Consider the following 14,709-nt stretch of genomic DNA (forward strand, 5'->3'; position numbering starts at 1 on the left):
CTCAGCCCTTCCGGCCCGGAGCGGTAAAGGCAGCGATATCGGCCTCGTCATGGCCGGCTTCACGCAAAAAGCGCCGGGCCAGTTCCGCCGCGGGGCCACGCAGCGCCTCGTCCGACCGGATGAGATGAAAGGCTACGTGGTAATCGATCGTTCGGTCTGAAACCTGCACCAGGCGCCCGTCCTCCAGGGCGGCCGCTGAGAGGGGAGGCCGCGCCAGCGCGATGCCGAGCCCCTGACAACAGGCATCGATGACCAGGTTGTAGTCTTCAAAGCGGCGGTCCTGGCCGCGCGGCACATAATCCACGCCCTCGGGCGACAGCCAGCGTCGCCATCCTTCGATGTTGGAATCGTGCAGGATCGGCAGTTCGAGCAAGGCGTGCGCGTCATTGCCGTGCCGCAGGCGTTTGGCAAGAGCAGGGGAGGCGATCGGAAAGGCCTTTTCCTGCCAGAGCTGCACGCCGCGCACGCCGGCCCAGGGCCCCTTGCCGCAACGAACAGCCAGATCGCTGCCTTCGCCCAGATCCGCCAGCCGGTGTTCGAGGACCAGTTCGAGGTGGATGTCGCTGCCTTCCAGGCGCGTAAGCCGGGGAAACAGCCAGAGCGAAGCGACCGAGGGCGTCACCGACAGGCGTACAACGGCCTTGGCGCGGCGCGGCGACCAGCGCTCGCCGCTATTGCCGAGCAGGGCCAGGGCTTCTTCCGTCCGAGCAAAGAATCGCATGCCCTCCGGCGTCAGGTTGACGCCACGGGCTTTGCGCTCGAACAGGCGTAAGCCCATCCAGCGCTCCAGGCGCGACACCTGGCGGGAGACGGCGCCATGGGTGACGCCACTCTCCTCGGCTGCAGCCGAGAAGGAGCCGAGGCGCGCTGCCCGCGCGAAGGTTTCGAGCGTGTCGAGGGGGGGAAGGTTGGGTGAGCTGTGAACCATAGGCACACAAGATCATTGATTGAGGTGCTTTTCAAGCACGTCGAAGGAGGCTAGGTCAGGAATACAATTGAGAGTTGGGAGACGAAAATGAGCAGCGTGGCCTGTGAGGCTGAGGTAGCCAACAAGAAGAGCGGATTCGACGCGGTCGCCTTCGGTGCCATTCTGGTGACCATTCTCTCCTGGGCCTCGTCCTTCGCGCTGATCCGTGTCTGCCTGACCGCCTTGACGCCGATGGAACTTGCCGCAGCACGCTACGTCGCGGCCGGGGCCATCGGTCTGGCCTATCTGGTGGCTGTGCGTCCGCCCATGCCGCTGCCGCGGGATTTCCTGCGCCTCGCCATTGCGGCCGTGCTGTTCATTGCCGTCTATGCCGTGCTGCTCAACACCGGCGAGCAGACCGTGCCGGCTGGCCCGGCCAGCTTCATCATCAACACCATGCCGGTGCTCACCGCTCTGATCGCGATCTTCGCGCTCGGCGAACGCTTCGGGCGCTGGGGTTGGGTCGGCACCGCCACCTCCTTCGCCGGTGTCGCCCTGATCGCCGTAGCGACGGATACGGGCTTCAGGCTCGATCCCAACGCGCTGATGATCTTCGGCGCCGCGGTCTGCGCTGCCATTGCCAGTGTGTTGCAAAAGCCCTTGCTCGGACGGTTTCCGGCTCTGGCAATCACCGCCTGGATCCTGTTCATCGGCGCCCTGCCGTTGCTGCCGGCGGTGCCGGCCACGATCCGGGCCATGGCGGTTGCTCCGGCCGAGGTGAACTGGGCCGTCGCCTATCTCGTGATCTTTCCCACCGCGATCGGCTACGTTACCTGGGCCATTGCCCTCAAGCGCCTTTCGGCGGCGCGGGCGTCCAACTTCCTCTATGGCGTGCCGCCGACGGCCACGCTGATCGGCTTCCTCTGGCTCGGCGAGGTACCCACGCCCGTCGGCATGCTGGGCGGCGCACTGGCGATCCTCGGCGTGGTGATCGTCAACGTGATGAAGGGCCGCTAGAGCGTATTGCTCCAAGGGAGCACCGCCAATGCCCGAGCCTCACGTCGCGCGGGGCGCCCCGATCTCATAGCAGCGCAGATTTCGCTCGCCGATGCCGAGGCCGGGCCAACTCGCCCGCCATTCGGCGATGTGCCGTGAGGCGAAATGGCGGTCCAGGGCGGCGTGGTCGCGCCAGATCTCCTTCACATGGATGAGACCGGCATCGAAGACGTCCTCGGCGTAGGAATATTCTTCGCAGCCCTCTTCGGCGCGGCTGCTCTCCACCATGCGCTTCATGGCCGGGCGCGCTGCGGACAGATTGGCGGCCGGCAGGCGCACCGTCCCGACGATCAGCAATTTGCTCATGGCTCTCTCCGGCTCAGGTCCTGCCAACGAAAAAGCCAGGCTGTCAGCCTGGCTTGGTATCTGCGACAAGCTTACTGGTTTGCAGTGGCGATCAGGCCTTGGCCGGAGCCTTTACCGGGATATTCTTTTCCTGCAGGAAGGTTACCAACTCGCCAGACTGGAACATTTCGCGAGCGATGTCGCAGCCGCCCAGGAATTCGCCCTTGACGTAGATCTGCGGTACCGTCGGCCAATTCGAGAAGTCCTTGATGCCGCTGCGCAGGTCTGGATTCTGCAACACGTCATGGTCCTTGTAGTCGACCCCGAGATAATCGAGGATCTGCACGACCTGTCCGGAGAACCCGCACATCGGGAACGCCTTGTTGCCCTTCATGAAGAGCACGACGTCGTTGGACTTGATCTCGTTTTCGATGAAGGTGGCGATATCGCTCATGGCTCAATCTCGATCTTGGTAATGCTGGATCTGACGCGGATAATGCCGAGTATGTAAGCACACTCGCGCGCAATGTCAGGGCTCAACCTAACATAATTTATCGATCAGGGGGCGCTCGTGGAGAGCGCAAGCGCGTGCAGCACGCCGCCCATCTTGCCCTTGAGCGCCGCATAGACCATCTGGTGCTGCTGGACGCGGGACTTTCCCCGGAATGCTTCGGAAATCACCGTCGCGGCGTAGTGATCGCCATCCCCGGCGAGATCGCGAATTTCGATCTTCGCATCGGGGAAACTTTCCTTGATCATCGCTTCAATGTCGGCGGCCGGCATCGGCATTGGAAATAGATCCTCTTCAGGCGACTTGTCAGGCAGCTTGGCGCGTAGAGCCCATCAGCGTCGGCAGGAACGATTCGTGACGCTCGCTCAGCGCCGAAACCAGGATGGGCCGGCCTTCGGGCAGGATCAAGGCATTGCCGCCGGTTGTGCCCAGCGTGGTGACGGGGACCCCGGCATCGGCTGCCGCCTTGGCGAAGGCCTCGGCCTTTTCGCTCGCAAGCGCGACGACATAACGGGCCTGGTCTTCGCCATACCAGAAGGCATGCGGCTCGCTGCCCTGCGGGGCCTGCGACAGGTCCGCACCGATGCCACGTCCCAGCGCCATCTCGGCGACGGCGACGGCAAGGCCGCCATCCGAAATATCATGGCAGGTCTTGAGGTTGCCGGCGCGGATCTGGCCCCGGATGAAGTCGCCATGACGCTTTTCGACGGCAAGGTCGACCGGCGGCGGGGCGCCTTCCTCACGCTTGAGAACCTCGGCGAGCCAGATCGACTGTCCGAGCCAGGTGCCTGATACGCCGACCAGCATGACGGTCTCGCCCTCAGCCTTGAAGGCGATCGAGGCCGTCACGGCAACGTCGTCGACGAGGCCGACACCGCCGATCGTCGGGGTCGGCAGGATGCCGCGGCCGTTGGTCTCGTTGTAGAGCGAGACATTGCCGGAAACGATAGGGAAATCGAGGGCACGGCAGGCTTGTCCGATGCCGTCGAGGCAGCCGACGAACTGGCCCATGATGTCGGGGCGCTCGGGATTGCCGAAATTGAGATTGTCGGTCACGGCGAGCGGCAGGCCGCCCACGGCCGAGATGTTGCGCCAGGCTTCGGCGACGGCCTGCTTGCCGCCCTCGACCGGATCGGCTTCGCAATAGCGCGGTGTCACGTCGGAAGTCATCGCCAGTCCCTTGGGGCCGTCGAGCACCCGCACCACGGCAGCATCGCCGCCAGGCGTCTGGATCGAGTTGCCGAGGATCAGCGTGTCATATTGCTCGTAGACCCAGCGCTTGGATGCCAGTTCCGGAGAGCCGATCAGGCTGAGCAGCGCCTCGCCGATCGACAGGTTCGTCTTGAGCGATCCGGCCTCGAGCACCGGTTGCTTGGGCGAGGGGACGTGGGGGCGGTCATAGAGGGGCGCTTCGTCGCCCAGTTCCTTGATCGGCAAATCCGCCTTCAGATCGCCATTGTGGAAGATGCGAAAGCGCAGATCGTCCGTCGTCTTGCCAACCACGGCGAAATCGAGGCCCCATTTGCGGAAGATTGCCTCGGCCTGAGCTTCCTTGCCGGGCTTGAGCACCATGAGCATGCGCTCCTGGCTCTCGGACAGCATCATTTCATAGGCGGTCATGCCGGCTTCGCGCACCGGCACCTTTTCGAGGTGGAGCTCGATGCCGAGATCGCCCTTGGCGCCCATTTCCACGGCCGAGCAGGTGAGGCCGGCCGCGCCCATGTCCTGGATTGCGATGATGGCATCGGTCGCCATCAGTTCCAGGCAGGCTTCGAGCAACAGCTTCTCGGCAAAGGGATCGCCGACCTGCACGGTGGGACGCTTTTCCTCGGATTTGTCGTCGAACTCCGCCGAGGCCATGGTGGCGCCGTGGATGCCGTCGCGGCCGGTCTTGGAGCCCAGATAAACGATCGGGTTCCCGACGCCGGTGGCCTTGGCGTAGAAGATCTTGTCCTGCTCGGCGAGGCCGAGCGCGAAGGCGTTGACCAGGATGTTGCCGTCATAGCGGGTGTGGAAGCGAACCTGGCCGCCGACCGTCGGCACGCCGAAGGAATTGCCGTAGCCGCCGACCCCCGCGACCACGCCGGAAACGAGGTGCTGGGTCTTGGGATGATCGGGCGCACCGAAGGACAGAGCGTTCATGCAGGCGATCGGGCGCGCGCCCATGGTGAAGACGTCGCGCAGGATACCGCCGACGCCCGTCGTCGCGCCCTGATAGGGCTCGATATAGGAGGGGTGGTTGTGGCTCTCCATCTTGAAGACAGCGGCGAGCCCATCGCCGATGTCGATCACGCCGGCATTCTCGCCCGGGCCCTGGATCACGCATTTGCCGGTGACGGGCAGCTTCTTGAGATGGAGGCGCGAGGACTTGTAGGAGCAGTGCTCGTTCCACATCGCCGAGAAGATGCCAAGCTCGGTGAAGGTCGGCTCGCGTCCGATCAGATCCAGGATCCGCTGATACTCATCCGGCTTCAACCCGTGCTGGGCGATGAGTTCGGCTGTGATGGCGGGTTCCGAGTGGACGGACATGCCGGATCAGTCTCCTGTCAATGCAGCGCTTCGGCAGGGATCAGGCGGACGGCCTATGGCTCCGGCCGGCAAGCCCCAGCGCAGCGCTCCAGCGCTTCTGTTCACGGCAGGCGATAGGGGTATCCGAGCCGAATGTAAACCATTGATCGCATGCAGGCGTCGCGATCCGCATTGACACCGCAAATTTGTTGGCCTTCCTGTGGGCAGATCATCGTTTCCAGTCTCGGAGTATCGGCAATGCGGACCTTTTTCGTGGAGATCAAATGCCAGCTCGGCCGCACCTATGAGGTCGCCAGCGCCTTGGCCGAAGCTGAAATCGCCTCGGAAATCTATTCGATTGCCGGCGACTTCGACGTGCTCGCCAAATTCTACGTGAATGACGATGTCGATATCGGTCATTTCGTCGGCGAGAAGGTGCAGTCCATCCCCGGCATCGCGAATACGCGCACGGTCCTGACCTATCGCGCCTTCTGAGGGACGTGGCGGCAGAGGGCAGACAAGTAGCGCAAAGCGCTACAAATGCAAATGGCGGCCACGGGCCGCCATTTTTTTATCAAGTCGAATGAACGCAGGAGCTCCGATCAGCTCTGGCCCATGGCCTCCGGCAAGGTAGCCCATTGCGTGACGCGATTGCCGTCGGCGCAACGCTCGGCCGCCTTGGAGCCGGAGATGACGTCGCCGGTTCGCGCGCCATTGGTGACGATCAGGAAGACCTGCTGGCCGCTGCCGGAATCGGCGCTGACGCAGGCGGCATACTCGTCTGGATGGGCTTTCGCCGCGGCAGGTGTGCGCCAGCCGTTGGAGATGCGGGCATCCGCGATGCGGCCCGAGACGAGTTGGGTCAGCTTGTGGGCAAGGGTTGCCCGGCCGGCCTGCGGCACGGGAAACTGCTGGGTGCCGTCCGCCGTGACGACCGGCTGCTGGTTGGAAACGTCCGGCCGGCCGGCTTCGCCGGAGCGCGGACCGCAGGCGGCCAGCAGCAGCGAGAGCGCAACGGCTCCGGACAAGCCCCAAGCAAGACGCTGACGGGAAGAATGAGGGTTCATATGCCTGCTCCAGTGGACCGAAATCAGAATCGCATCACCGTGGCGGGCTGGCAACCCGCTGTGTGCCTGCGCACGACCTGATATGAATCACCGGCGCAGGATGTGCCAAATCGCACACGCGATAGCAGATTCATGCAGAACTTCTGCGACAACGTTAACAGCGCGGCCGGACGAGATGGAATTTTGCTTGCGAGCGCATCTCGCATGGCTGGACTGCGCCCGAGGCATGCAGTTGGCACGAATGGCCAAGCCGTCGACGTGGCAGCGCCGGACAATGGCCCCATTCACCATGCATAGAGGGTGCCATCCCAAGGGCGGAATCCGGCTCGTCCGGACGATGGGCCTGTTTTGGCGCCGCCAGCTCCGGTGATCACCCTGTAAAGAACGGCAGTTTGCTCCGGGCGCTTGCGGCCGGGGGCCATCTGTTACCTGCGGGTGGCCGCCCGTTTTTTGAAGATATGGAGATTTCGATGAACAAGGTCAGAATAGTGGACGGCAACGGTGTCTGGCATTTCGTCAGCAAGGGCTGCGCGCTGGATGTCGGCGTGAACCCGGGTGACGGCTACCACGTCTACCACCGCGATGATCGGCGCTGTTTGCCGGTGGCGCACAAGGTAAAGCATCTGCTGGGCAAGCAAGTGGTCGTCGCGCCGCGCACCGAGGGACAGATCAGCGAAGAGGAATTGCTTGAGGCCCTGGAAGCGGCCGCCTGAGGCGGCTCTTTCACGCAATGGTCATGCTTGAGGCAGACTATGGCCAGATTTCGCGACAAGGATGGGCGTCGGCGAAGTTCCTGACGCCGGGACGTGGATGCCGGGCTGACAATGAGGCAGCCGGAGTGTCTTCCACGTCTCGAACCGCCTGAGGGGCGGGAGGCGATTAATGCCGATGGTGAGCAGGACAGCCGTGACGTCACTCCGTCGACAGACAAGCCACTCAACCCGAAAGGACGACGCCATGAAGCTGACATCGGTGCGAATCGAACGCGCTCTGACCCAGATGGATAGCCGGGTCATTCCCGAATCCAATCCGATCGTTCAGGAACTCATCTCAATCTTCGGGGACCACACTTTCTTCGTTTCCAATGCCGGGCTCAGTACCGTGGAGCCGGTGGAGGCTGCGGATACCGACCTCGACAAGGTCCGCATCGTAAGATTGGCGCGGTGGGCGGATGAGAGCAAAGCCAGCCTGGTGCCCCATCCCCCGATCAACACCGAAACGATGGTGACTCTCAGCGAAGCCGCCTGAACCATCCCGGCAGTCATGGCGGCGCAACAGGGGCCGCCATGACTGCTCGGGTCTGATTTCTCGCGGACTGAAAACGATTGAATAGACGCTTCGAACCGGGTCGATGGCGGGCATGGCCCTTGGTGCAGATGGCACTGGTGACGAGCCGGGTAACCCGACGCGGGGCGGTCAACCGCCCAGATACTCGATTTCCGCCCGCAGCGCTTCCATGTCGAGACCCTGGCCAAGCAGGACGGCGGCGAGAAGACGTGCCTTATGGCCGCTGAGGTCTCCGGCGAAGATGGCTCCGGCGCGCTGGAGATCGGTAGCCCCGCCATTGCCATAGACGGGCAGCACCCGACCACGCGGACAGCGCGAGCAGATGATCACCGGAACGCCACGCTTGATGACATCAGCGACGGCCTTGGTCACGGCTGGCGGAGTGTTGCCGCGTCCGAACCCTTCCAGCACGATAGCCTTGCTGCCGTGATCGGCGGCATAATTGAGATAACCGCCATCCATGCCCATGGCGAGGCGGATCAGCGTGACATTGGGCTCGATGGTGCTGGGTGCGTAGGCGCGCCGCAGGGCCGGGCGACGATGCAGGCAGATCGCACCTGCGTCGATCTCGCCGAGCTTGCCGTGTTCCCAGGACATGAAAGTGTCGGTGCGCGAGGTATGCGTCTTGCTCACATCTCGGGCGGCGTGGAATTCCTGCTCGAAACAGATCATCGCGCCAAGCCCGCGCGCGGCGGGCGCCGCAGCGAGGCGGATGGAATCGGCAATGTTGCGCGGGCCGTCGGCATCGGGCTCATCGGCTGCGCGCTGGGCGCCGGTAAAGACCACAGGCTTGTCCGAGGCGAGCAGGAGGTCGGCGAGATAGGCGCTCTCCTCCATGGTGTCGGTGCCGTGGGTGACGACCACACCCTCGCAATCTTCCAGCGCCAGAAGCTCGTTGATGCGAGTGGCCAAGGCGAAGGCCATGGGCAGGTCGATGGCGAAGCTGTTGAGGTTGCAGAACTCCTCGACCTCGATCTCGATCCCGGGCAGCGGATCATGCAGCATGGCGCGCAGCGCCTGTCCGTCGAGGCCGGCGACAACGTCGCCGGTGCTTTCGTCACGCCGGGAGGCGATCGTGCCGCCCGTGGTGATCAGGTGAACCTTGCGCGTCATTGGCCCTCAATCCTGCATCGTCGTCGACGATCAGGCCGAAGCCATGGCGTTGACGACACTGGTGAACAGGCCGCGACCATCCGTGCCGCCGGCCAGGGGATCGATCAGGTTTTCGGGATGCGGCATCATGCCGAGAACGCGCCGATTGGCCGAATAGATCCCGGCGATATTGTTGAGCGAGCCGTTGGGATTGGTCGCGGCGCTGGCCTTGCCGGCGGCATCGCAATAACGGAAAGCCACCAGGCCGTCGCCTTCGAGCTGCGTCAAGGTCTCGGAGCTGCAGAAGTAGTTGCCCTCGCCATGGGCGACGCAGACATCGATGGCCTGCCCCTGGCGATAGATGTTGGTATAGGCCGTATCGGTGCGCTCTACCCTGAGATGAACACGCTTGCAGATGAATTTGAGATCGGCATTGCGCATCAGCACGCCGGGCAGCAGGCCGCCATCGGTGATGATCTGGAAGCCGTTGCAGATGCCGAGCACGAGGCCGCCACGTTCGGCGTGGTGGCGGATGGCATCCATGATGGCGGCACGGGCGGCGATGGCGCCGCAACGCAGATAGTCGCCATAGGAGAAGCCGCCGGGGAGCACGACCAGATCGGTTCCTGCCGGCAGCTCGGTGTCGGCATGCCAGATCATGTCGACATGTGCGCCGGCCTGCCTGAGGGCCTTGGCGACGTCCCCTTCACGGTTGGAACCGGGAAAAATGACGACAGCTGCTTTCATCGGATCCTGCTTGTTCGTTGCGGCAATGATGCCTGGAGACTGTGGCGTCCAGCCTCTGCCTTGCGTGCGCATATGGTTCCAGAGGGGCAGCGGGGTCAAGCAAAGAGTGGAAGCCGAGCCCGGAAACTGGGCGAAACTACCCTGAATGCCCCGGTGTGGCGGCAGTCTTGCCGTCTTGCTCGGGTGAGCGAGGAGCACCCTCGGCAAACTCGGCCAGGACCCAGTCCTTCAGCACGGCCACCGCCGGCCGGTTCTCCGCGCCTTCCGGATAGACGAAGCTGAACTTCAGCCCCTCCATGATCGGGCCGAAGGGCTGCACCAGCACGCCCGAGGCAAGTTCGTCGGCGACCAGCGACAGGCTCAGCAGAGCAACGCCCTGGCCGGCGATGGCAGCCTGGATGGCGCTGCTTTCGTCGTTGAAGCTGATGCCGCTGTCTGGATCGAGGTGCTCCACGCCGGCGCGCCGGGCCCAACTACGCCAATTGGGAACGTCCACCGTCGAGGCGATCGGGCCCCAGTCGAAATGCAGGAGCGCTGCGCTGGGGAGATCGATCGGTTCATACACGGGCAGGCGGGGACTGCAGACCGGTGCGAATCTGTCCGTCAGCAAGGGGAGGGTGGTCATGCCGGCATAGTGGCCGAGCCCATAGCGGATGGCGGCGTCCGCATCGCCGGCGTTGAGGTCTACGGTGTCGTCGGAGGCGTGCAGGCGCAGATCCCAGCCAGGATGCAGGCTGCGCAGCGTGGCGACGCGCGGCACGAGCAGTTTTGCCGTGAAGGCGACGGTCGCAGAGAGGGTCGCAATGCGCCGGCGCGGGCGTTTTCTGACGGTTTCGACAGCGTCGGCCATGGCGTCCAGGGCGGCGCGCAAAGCCGGATAGAGGCTGCGGCCTTCGACGGTCAGGCGAACCCTGCGGGTCTGCCGTTCGAACAGGGACGCGTCGAGATAGGCTTCGAGCTGGCGAATCTGGTGGCTGACGGCGGTCGCGGTGACGCCGAGTTCAGCCGCTGCCTTCTTGAAGCTTTCCTGCCGTGCGGCGGCCTCGAAGGTGCGCAGGGAGGCGAGGGGCGGCAAGCGGCGCATCATCGGCTCCGAGCTGACACGACGGGCCAGGCTCCATCCCGTGGCCGCGTTATCTTTCCCACGCGCATCGACATCACGCCGTGGTCGGGCCCAGGATTGTTATGCATGAATTGAAATCATCCATCGAGTGAGAACTTCGAATTTGTTGTTTTGAAAGTCAATCACTTAATACGGCGGGGAAGGCTCGTGTTTCACATGAGATGAATTCAATTTTGCAAAGGATAGCCATCATGGCTTGGCTCTATCTGGCCGCAGCAGCGGTCTTCGAAGTGATTTTCGCCCTGAGCATGAAATATGCGGAGGGGTTCACCCGTCCGCTTCCGACGGCCATAACCGTCATCGCCGTGATCGGCGGGGTCGGCCTGCTGACCCTGGCGCTCAAGAGCCTGCCGGTCAGTGTCGCCTATCCGATCTGGACGGCCGTCGGTACGCTCGGAACGGTGATCTTCGGCTACATCTTCCTGCGTGAGCCGCTGACGGCCATGAAGATCGTCAGCGCCTTCGCCATCGTCGCGGGTGTCGCCGGCCTCAAGGCGTCGACCGTGTAGAGCTCGATAGGCCGGGCCGGCAACGCCGGCGCTCTCAGTCTTTGAGCTCGATTTTCTCCAAGAGGCGATCGAACAGGATCAGGTCGGCCGGCGTTAGCCGGTCGGCCTTCATTCTTATTTCCAGGGTGGTGTTATCAAGCCGCAGCAAGGCGACGGCGGCGGCAGTCTTCGCCAAAGCCCGGTCTTCGATGTCATAGAGGCCGCGATAGCCCGTCGCGCCACCTAACATGATCGGTTCGACTGGCTGGCGGCCGCGAATGCGCGAGCCGGGGGTGAGACTCTGGATCCGCAGCTCGATCATGGCCCCTGTCGCGGCTCCGGGACCGAAGGCGGCAAAGCCCGGGAGCGGCAGGGTTCGTTCGTCGGACAGGAAGGTCGCAACCGCGTGCGGGGGGCAGGCCGGGGCGGCGCAGCGCAAGGCGAGCAAGGTCGGCGGCGCGGATGTCTCCCTGACCCAGACGGTGTCATCATAGCGCAGGTTGAAGCCGCCGGTCTCGACAAGTTCTTCCGCGAGACACGCATTGTCGGCTCCGGCCAGGCACAGCGCGGCTGCAACCAGCCGGGCCAGGCAAGGCCGCAGCCGGAATGACATCAGGCGATGTCGATGCTGTAATTCTCGATCACCGTGTTGGCGAGGAGCTTTTCGCATGCGGCTTTCAGCGTTTCACGCGCCGTCTCGGCATCAGCCTGGCCAAGTTCGATGTCGAACACCTTGCCCTGGCGCACACCAGCGACATCCTTGATGCCAAGCGAAGCAAGAGCGCCTTCGATCGCCTTGCCCTGGGGGTCGAGGACGCCGTTCTTGAGCGTAACGATCACACGGGCCTTCATGCAGCACCTGCCTTCCAACGAAGAGAAATCTTTGGCTTGCGCTTAAAGCAGTCCGGGCGATGGTTCAATCATTGCCTTGCCGATCGGGCCGGGAAAATGTCTCGAACACGCTGAGGAAACGGGATGGTACGGCCTCGGTCAGCCAGACACCGTTGTCGCTGTGATAGAACCGCAGCCCCTCCGCCTGCATCGCCCGGGCATCCACCTGCAGGATGATCCAGGGGCCGGCGCGCCTTATCGCGACCTTGCGGGCGGTATCGTGGTCATCGGACAGATGCACGTGCTGGCGCGAGCGTTTTTGGAGGCCGGCGGCGAAAATGCCGGCCTGGTTGCAGGCTGCGGTGCCGTGCCACAATTCGGCAGGCGGCACGGTGGCGGCAAGGCCGAGATCGATATCGACGCTGTGGCCTTGGTTGGCGCGAATGCGCGTGCCGGCGATGACGAAGCGCTGCTTGTCGCTTTCCCTGACAACCCGTTCGATGTCCTGCCGGCCGGCTCCCAACTGTTCGGCGGCGGCCTTGGTGAGATCGTCGATCTCGACCCAGCCTTGCGCGTCGAGCACCAGGTCGGCCGTCTCAGGCGCGTGGCGAAGCACGAGGCTCATGAATTTGCTGAGTTTCTTGTCGTCCATGGACGGTATCCGATTCCGTAGCAGGTCGCTGTTGTCGTATCATGCCGAAAAGCAGCATTCACTTTTCGGCGTGGCGCTACGGGCGCTACTGCGTCGCCTCGTCGATGAGCTTCCTGGCGATGCGCGGTTCGCCGGCAATGACGACGATGAAGCTTGTCTCGCCTGCCTTGCGCTGCCCGACGGCATAGGCGTTGATGTGGTGGGCTTTCTTGCCGCCCGTCATCGCGAGCTGAATGCCCTTCCAATCGCCGGAGCCGAAACTGTCGACGCTCACCTTGGGGGGCGGGATCTTGGCCTTGGCGTCGGGTTTGGCAAGCAGTGCGGCAAGCCGCTGGGGCTCGGCCAAGGAACGCTCGATCGCCAGGGCATCCGGGCCGGTGACGGTAAAGCGCTCGATCGCCGCATCATAGCCACAGCGCATTTTGGTGCAGAGTTGCAGCCCGTCGACGCGGATATTCTCACGGGAGACGAAGGCCCGCATCGGCAACACCACCCAGGAACGGGAATCCGGCAGTGACACGGCCGGATCGCCGGCCCACAGGTCGAACAGGCTACAGCCAGCAAGGGTCAGGAGACCCACGCCAGCGAAAAGGGCTCGAACGCCGTAACGCGCGAGCCCCTTACGCATTGTTGCACTCAAGGCGATCACTGAACCAGCTTGGGCCCCTTGACGACGACATTATCCATCTCGTTCATGATGCCGAGACGGCGGGCGACTTCGGTATAGGCTTCGACGAGCCCGCCCATGTCGCGGCGGAAGCGATCCTTGTCGAGCTTGTCGTTCGACTTGGTGTCCCACAGGCGGCAGGAGTCCGGCGAGATCTCGTCCGCCAGCACGATGCGCATGATGTCGTTTTCCCACAGGCGTCCGCATTCGATCTTGAAATCGACCAAGCGGATGCCGACGCCGAGGAACAGGCCGGACAGGAAGTCGTTGACGCGGATGGCCAGCGCCATGATGTCGTCGAGCTCAGGCGGGCTGGCCCAGCCGAAAGCGGTGATGTGCTCTTCCGATACCATCGGGTCGTTGAGGGCATCGTTCTTATAGTAGAATTCGACGATCGAGCGGGGAAGCTGGGTGCCTTCCTCGATGCCAAGGCGCGTGGCGATGGAACCGGCGGCGACGTTGCGGACCACGATCTCCAGCGGAATGATCTCCACCTCGCGGATCAACTGCTCGCGCATGTTGAGGCGGCGGATGAAATGGGTGGGCACACCGATATCGTTGAGGTTCTGGAACAGATATTCGGAAATGCGGTTGTTGAGCACGCCCTTGCCGTCGATGACCTCGTGCTTCTTGGCATTGAATGCGGTGGCGTCGTCTTTGAAGTGCTGGATCAGCGTGCCGGGCTCGGGACCCTCATAGAGGACCTTCGCCTTGCCTTCGTAAATGCGGCGGCGGCGGTTCATCGGGATGTACCGTGGTTTGAGAAAATCCGTCAAAGGGCCTGGGCTCCTGGAAATGCGATCCGTGGCCGGCGCAATTGGCGATTCGATTTGCGGGCGCAAACCGGAGACACGGCCAACTTACCCGATCATGCCCCCGCGCACAATCTTCGTGCAGGCAGGGCGCCCGATCAGAACCAAGCTTCACGAATCGAGCCAAAGCACATTTTCTAGTGCCCGGCGTGAGTGTAGTTTCAAGACGCCCGGCATCCCGGGAGGAGAGGGCGTTACGGCGCATTAATTTGATTTGGGGATTGCGCGCCTATATGCAACAGGCATGGCCGGTCCTTCAAGGAAAACCGGTAGCTGAACAGGATTTTAACGGATGACCACCTTCGACAAGCGGGAAGAGGCTTTCGAAAGCAAGTTCGCCCATGATGAGGATCTGCGCTTCAAGGCGACCGCTCGCCGGAACAAGCTCCTTGGCCTGTGGGCCGCCGAAAAACTCGGCCTTTCGGGTGACGAAGCCAACGCCTACGCCAAATCAGTCGTCCTGTCGGACTTCGAGGAGGCCGGCGACCACGACGTGGTGCGCAAGGTGCTCAGCGATTTCGCCGAAGCCAATCTGAGCATGAGCGAGCCGCAGGTCCGCCAGGTCATGACCGAGTTGCTCGGCCGTGCTGTGCAGGAAATCCAAAACGGCGTTTGAGCGACGGCGTTTGGCCGTGTTCATTCAACCCATCTTTCACGATGCCCCGCCTCGGCGGGG

General features: G+C 63.3%; 20 protein-coding genes. 6 read left to right on the top strand and 14 right to left on the bottom strand.

Annotated elements, in window-relative coordinates; all coding sequences use genetic code 11:
* Window position 1 precedes the first annotated feature (1 nt).
* The gene (locus tag ACZYTC_RS06390; RefSeq protein ID WP_434956877.1) at window positions 2–928 is read right to left on the bottom strand and encodes a LysR family transcriptional regulator; all 927 of its coding nucleotides are present in this window, start codon (window positions 926–928) and stop codon (window positions 2–4) included.
* 87 nt (window positions 929–1,015) lie between these two features.
* Between ACZYTC_RS06390 and ACZYTC_RS06395 the strand changes: the two genes are divergently transcribed.
* Window positions 1,016–1,924, top strand: a complete 909-nt coding sequence (locus ACZYTC_RS06395) for a DMT family transporter (RefSeq protein WP_488989139.1) — start codon at window positions 1,016–1,018, stop codon at window positions 1,922–1,924.
* 39 nt (window positions 1,925–1,963) lie between these two features.
* Here the strand turns inward: ACZYTC_RS06395 and ACZYTC_RS06400 are convergent, their stop codons facing one another.
* The 4 genes from ACZYTC_RS06400 to purL all read right to left on the bottom strand — a co-directional run bounded on the left by ACZYTC_RS06400 (window position 1,964) and on the right by purL (window position 5,288).
* Complete coding sequence (locus tag ACZYTC_RS06400; RefSeq protein ID WP_434956875.1) at window positions 1,964–2,269, bottom strand: putative quinol monooxygenase; 306 nt, start codon at window positions 2,267–2,269, stop codon at window positions 1,964–1,966.
* A 91-nt stretch (window positions 2,270–2,360) separates the two neighbouring features.
* Window positions 2,361–2,702, bottom strand: a complete 342-nt coding sequence (grxD, locus tag ACZYTC_RS06405; protein WP_434956874.1) for a Grx4 family monothiol glutaredoxin — start codon at window positions 2,700–2,702, stop codon at window positions 2,361–2,363.
* A gap of 104 nt (window positions 2,703–2,806) precedes the next feature.
* Complete coding sequence (locus ACZYTC_RS06410; RefSeq protein WP_105862715.1) at window positions 2,807–3,037, bottom strand: BolA/IbaG family iron-sulfur metabolism protein; 231 nt, start codon at window positions 3,035–3,037, stop codon at window positions 2,807–2,809.
* 28 nt (window positions 3,038–3,065) lie between these two features.
* Complete coding sequence (gene purL / locus ACZYTC_RS06415; RefSeq protein WP_434956873.1) at window positions 3,066–5,288, bottom strand: phosphoribosylformylglycinamidine synthase subunit PurL; 2,223 nt, start codon at window positions 5,286–5,288, stop codon at window positions 3,066–3,068.
* 237 nt (window positions 5,289–5,525) lie between these two features.
* Here purL and ACZYTC_RS06420 point away from each other — a divergent pair, with 237 nt between their 5' ends.
* Complete coding sequence (locus tag ACZYTC_RS06420) at window positions 5,526–5,762, top strand: Lrp/AsnC ligand binding domain-containing protein (RefSeq protein WP_068294951.1); 237 nt, start codon at window positions 5,526–5,528, stop codon at window positions 5,760–5,762.
* 107 nt (window positions 5,763–5,869) lie between these two features.
* Here ACZYTC_RS06420 and ACZYTC_RS06425 read toward each other — a convergent pair whose 3' ends face one another.
* Window positions 5,870–6,334 (bottom strand): hypothetical protein, encoded by a 465-nt coding sequence (locus ACZYTC_RS06425; protein ID WP_434956872.1) that lies wholly within the window; start codon window positions 6,332–6,334, stop codon window positions 5,870–5,872.
* 470 nt (window positions 6,335–6,804) lie between these two features.
* Between ACZYTC_RS06425 and ACZYTC_RS06430 the strand changes: the two genes are divergently transcribed.
* Both ACZYTC_RS06430 and ACZYTC_RS06435 read left to right on the top strand, forming a co-directional pair.
* Entirely contained in the window at window positions 6,805–7,047 is a 243-nt protein-coding gene (locus ACZYTC_RS06430; protein WP_434956871.1) for a hypothetical protein, read from the top strand.
* 244 nt (window positions 7,048–7,291) lie between these two features.
* Entirely contained in the window at window positions 7,292–7,582 is a 291-nt protein-coding gene (locus ACZYTC_RS06435) for a hypothetical protein (RefSeq protein WP_434956870.1), read from the top strand.
* A 168-nt stretch (window positions 7,583–7,750) separates the two neighbouring features.
* Here the strand turns inward: ACZYTC_RS06435 and ACZYTC_RS06440 are convergent, their stop codons facing one another.
* From ACZYTC_RS06440 to gcvA, 3 genes are all read right to left on the bottom strand, one after another.
* The gene (locus ACZYTC_RS06440) at window positions 7,751–8,734 is read right to left on the bottom strand and encodes an asparaginase (RefSeq protein WP_441773467.1); all 984 of its coding nucleotides are present in this window, start codon (window positions 8,732–8,734) and stop codon (window positions 7,751–7,753) included.
* Window positions 8,735–8,764: 30 nt separating this feature from the next.
* A complete protein-coding gene (gene purQ / locus ACZYTC_RS06445; protein ID WP_488989140.1) occupies window positions 8,765–9,460 on the bottom strand; it encodes a phosphoribosylformylglycinamidine synthase subunit PurQ in 696 nt (231 codons plus the stop codon).
* Window positions 9,461–9,596: 136 nt separating this feature from the next.
* Window positions 9,597–10,547 (bottom strand): transcriptional regulator GcvA, encoded by a 951-nt coding sequence (gene gcvA / locus ACZYTC_RS06450; protein ID WP_488989141.1) that lies wholly within the window; start codon window positions 10,545–10,547, stop codon window positions 9,597–9,599.
* Window positions 10,548–10,744: 197 nt separating this feature from the next.
* Here gcvA and ACZYTC_RS06455 point away from each other — a divergent pair, with 197 nt between their 5' ends.
* Window positions 10,745–11,092 carry a DMT family transporter gene (locus ACZYTC_RS06455; protein WP_434956866.1) on the top strand — a complete coding sequence of 116 codons (348 nt, stop codon included), beginning with the start codon at window positions 10,745–10,747 and terminating at the stop codon, window positions 11,090–11,092.
* Window positions 11,093–11,126: 34 nt separating this feature from the next.
* On the opposite strand, the gene ACZYTC_RS06460 is transcribed toward ACZYTC_RS06455, so the two are convergent.
* From ACZYTC_RS06460 to purC, 5 genes are all read right to left on the bottom strand, one after another.
* Window positions 11,127–11,684 carry a hypothetical protein gene (locus ACZYTC_RS06460; RefSeq protein WP_488989142.1) on the bottom strand — a complete coding sequence of 186 codons (558 nt, stop codon included), beginning with the start codon at window positions 11,682–11,684 and terminating at the stop codon, window positions 11,127–11,129.
* The gene (purS, locus tag ACZYTC_RS06465) at window positions 11,684–11,923 is read right to left on the bottom strand and encodes a phosphoribosylformylglycinamidine synthase subunit PurS (protein ID WP_149254815.1); all 240 of its coding nucleotides are present in this window, start codon (window positions 11,921–11,923) and stop codon (window positions 11,684–11,686) included. The genes ACZYTC_RS06460 and purS overlap by 1 nt, the downstream gene beginning before the upstream one ends.
* A gap of 64 nt (window positions 11,924–11,987) precedes the next feature.
* Window positions 11,988–12,554 carry an RNA 2'-phosphotransferase gene (locus tag ACZYTC_RS06470; protein WP_488989143.1) on the bottom strand — a complete coding sequence of 189 codons (567 nt, stop codon included), beginning with the start codon at window positions 12,552–12,554 and terminating at the stop codon, window positions 11,988–11,990.
* A gap of 85 nt (window positions 12,555–12,639) precedes the next feature.
* A complete protein-coding gene (locus ACZYTC_RS06475; protein ID WP_441773472.1) occupies window positions 12,640–13,182 on the bottom strand; it encodes a hypothetical protein in 543 nt (180 codons plus the stop codon).
* A 17-nt stretch (window positions 13,183–13,199) separates the two neighbouring features.
* Window positions 13,200–13,964 (bottom strand): phosphoribosylaminoimidazolesuccinocarboxamide synthase, encoded by a 765-nt coding sequence (purC, locus tag ACZYTC_RS06480; protein ID WP_434956862.1) that lies wholly within the window; start codon window positions 13,962–13,964, stop codon window positions 13,200–13,202.
* A 361-nt stretch (window positions 13,965–14,325) separates the two neighbouring features.
* Here purC and ACZYTC_RS06485 point away from each other — a divergent pair, with 361 nt between their 5' ends.
* Complete coding sequence (locus ACZYTC_RS06485) at window positions 14,326–14,649, top strand: DUF1476 domain-containing protein (protein ID WP_311938783.1); 324 nt, start codon at window positions 14,326–14,328, stop codon at window positions 14,647–14,649.
* Window positions 14,650–14,709 lie beyond the last annotated feature (60 nt).

The organism is Labrys sp. F242 (assembly GCF_057813875.1).

Bases quoted from the DNA above. Each gene is read 5' to 3' on its own strand.
- ACZYTC_RS06390 (WP_434956877.1), bottom strand. From the start codon at position 928: ATGGTTCACAGCTCACCCAACCTTCCCCCCCTCGACACGCTCGAAACC.
- ACZYTC_RS06395 (WP_488989139.1), top strand. From the start codon at position 1,016: ATGAGCAGCGTGGCCTGTGAGGCTGAGGTAGCCAACAAGAAGAGCGGA.
- ACZYTC_RS06400 (WP_434956875.1), bottom strand. From the start codon at position 2,269: ATGAGCAAATTGCTGATCGTCGGGACGGTGCGCCTGCCGGCCGCCAAT.
- grxD (WP_434956874.1), bottom strand. From the start codon at position 2,702: ATGAGCGATATCGCCACCTTCATCGAAAACGAGATCAAGTCCAACGAC.
- ACZYTC_RS06410 (WP_105862715.1), bottom strand. From the start codon at position 3,037: ATGCCGATGCCGGCCGCCGACATTGAAGCGATGATCAAGGAAAGTTTC.
- purL (WP_434956873.1), bottom strand. From the start codon at position 5,288: ATGTCCGTCCACTCGGAACCCGCCATCACAGCCGAACTCATCGCCCAG.
- ACZYTC_RS06420 (WP_068294951.1), top strand. From the start codon at position 5,526: ATGCGGACCTTTTTCGTGGAGATCAAATGCCAGCTCGGCCGCACCTAT.
- ACZYTC_RS06425 (WP_434956872.1), bottom strand. From the start codon at position 6,334: ATGAACCCTCATTCTTCCCGTCAGCGTCTTGCTTGGGGCTTGTCCGGA.
- ACZYTC_RS06430 (WP_434956871.1), top strand. From the start codon at position 6,805: ATGAACAAGGTCAGAATAGTGGACGGCAACGGTGTCTGGCATTTCGTC.
- ACZYTC_RS06435 (WP_434956870.1), top strand. From the start codon at position 7,292: ATGAAGCTGACATCGGTGCGAATCGAACGCGCTCTGACCCAGATGGAT.
- ACZYTC_RS06440 (WP_441773467.1), bottom strand. From the start codon at position 8,734: ATGACGCGCAAGGTTCACCTGATCACCACGGGCGGCACGATCGCCTCC.
- purQ (WP_488989140.1), bottom strand. From the start codon at position 9,460: ATGAAAGCAGCTGTCGTCATTTTTCCCGGTTCCAACCGTGAAGGGGAC.
- gcvA (WP_488989141.1), bottom strand. From the start codon at position 10,547: ATGATGCGCCGCTTGCCGCCCCTCGCCTCCCTGCGCACCTTCGAGGCC.
- ACZYTC_RS06455 (WP_434956866.1), top strand. From the start codon at position 10,745: ATGAATTCAATTTTGCAAAGGATAGCCATCATGGCTTGGCTCTATCTG.
- ACZYTC_RS06460 (WP_488989142.1), bottom strand. From the start codon at position 11,684: ATGTCATTCCGGCTGCGGCCTTGCCTGGCCCGGCTGGTTGCAGCCGCG.
- purS (WP_149254815.1), bottom strand. From the start codon at position 11,923: ATGAAGGCCCGTGTGATCGTTACGCTCAAGAACGGCGTCCTCGACCCC.
- ACZYTC_RS06470 (WP_488989143.1), bottom strand. From the start codon at position 12,554: ATGGACGACAAGAAACTCAGCAAATTCATGAGCCTCGTGCTTCGCCAC.
- ACZYTC_RS06475 (WP_441773472.1), bottom strand. From the start codon at position 13,182: ATGCGTAAGGGGCTCGCGCGTTACGGCGTTCGAGCCCTTTTCGCTGGC.
- purC (WP_434956862.1), bottom strand. From the start codon at position 13,964: ATGAACCGCCGCCGCCGCATTTACGAAGGCAAGGCGAAGGTCCTCTAT.
- ACZYTC_RS06485 (WP_311938783.1), top strand. From the start codon at position 14,326: ATGACCACCTTCGACAAGCGGGAAGAGGCTTTCGAAAGCAAGTTCGCC.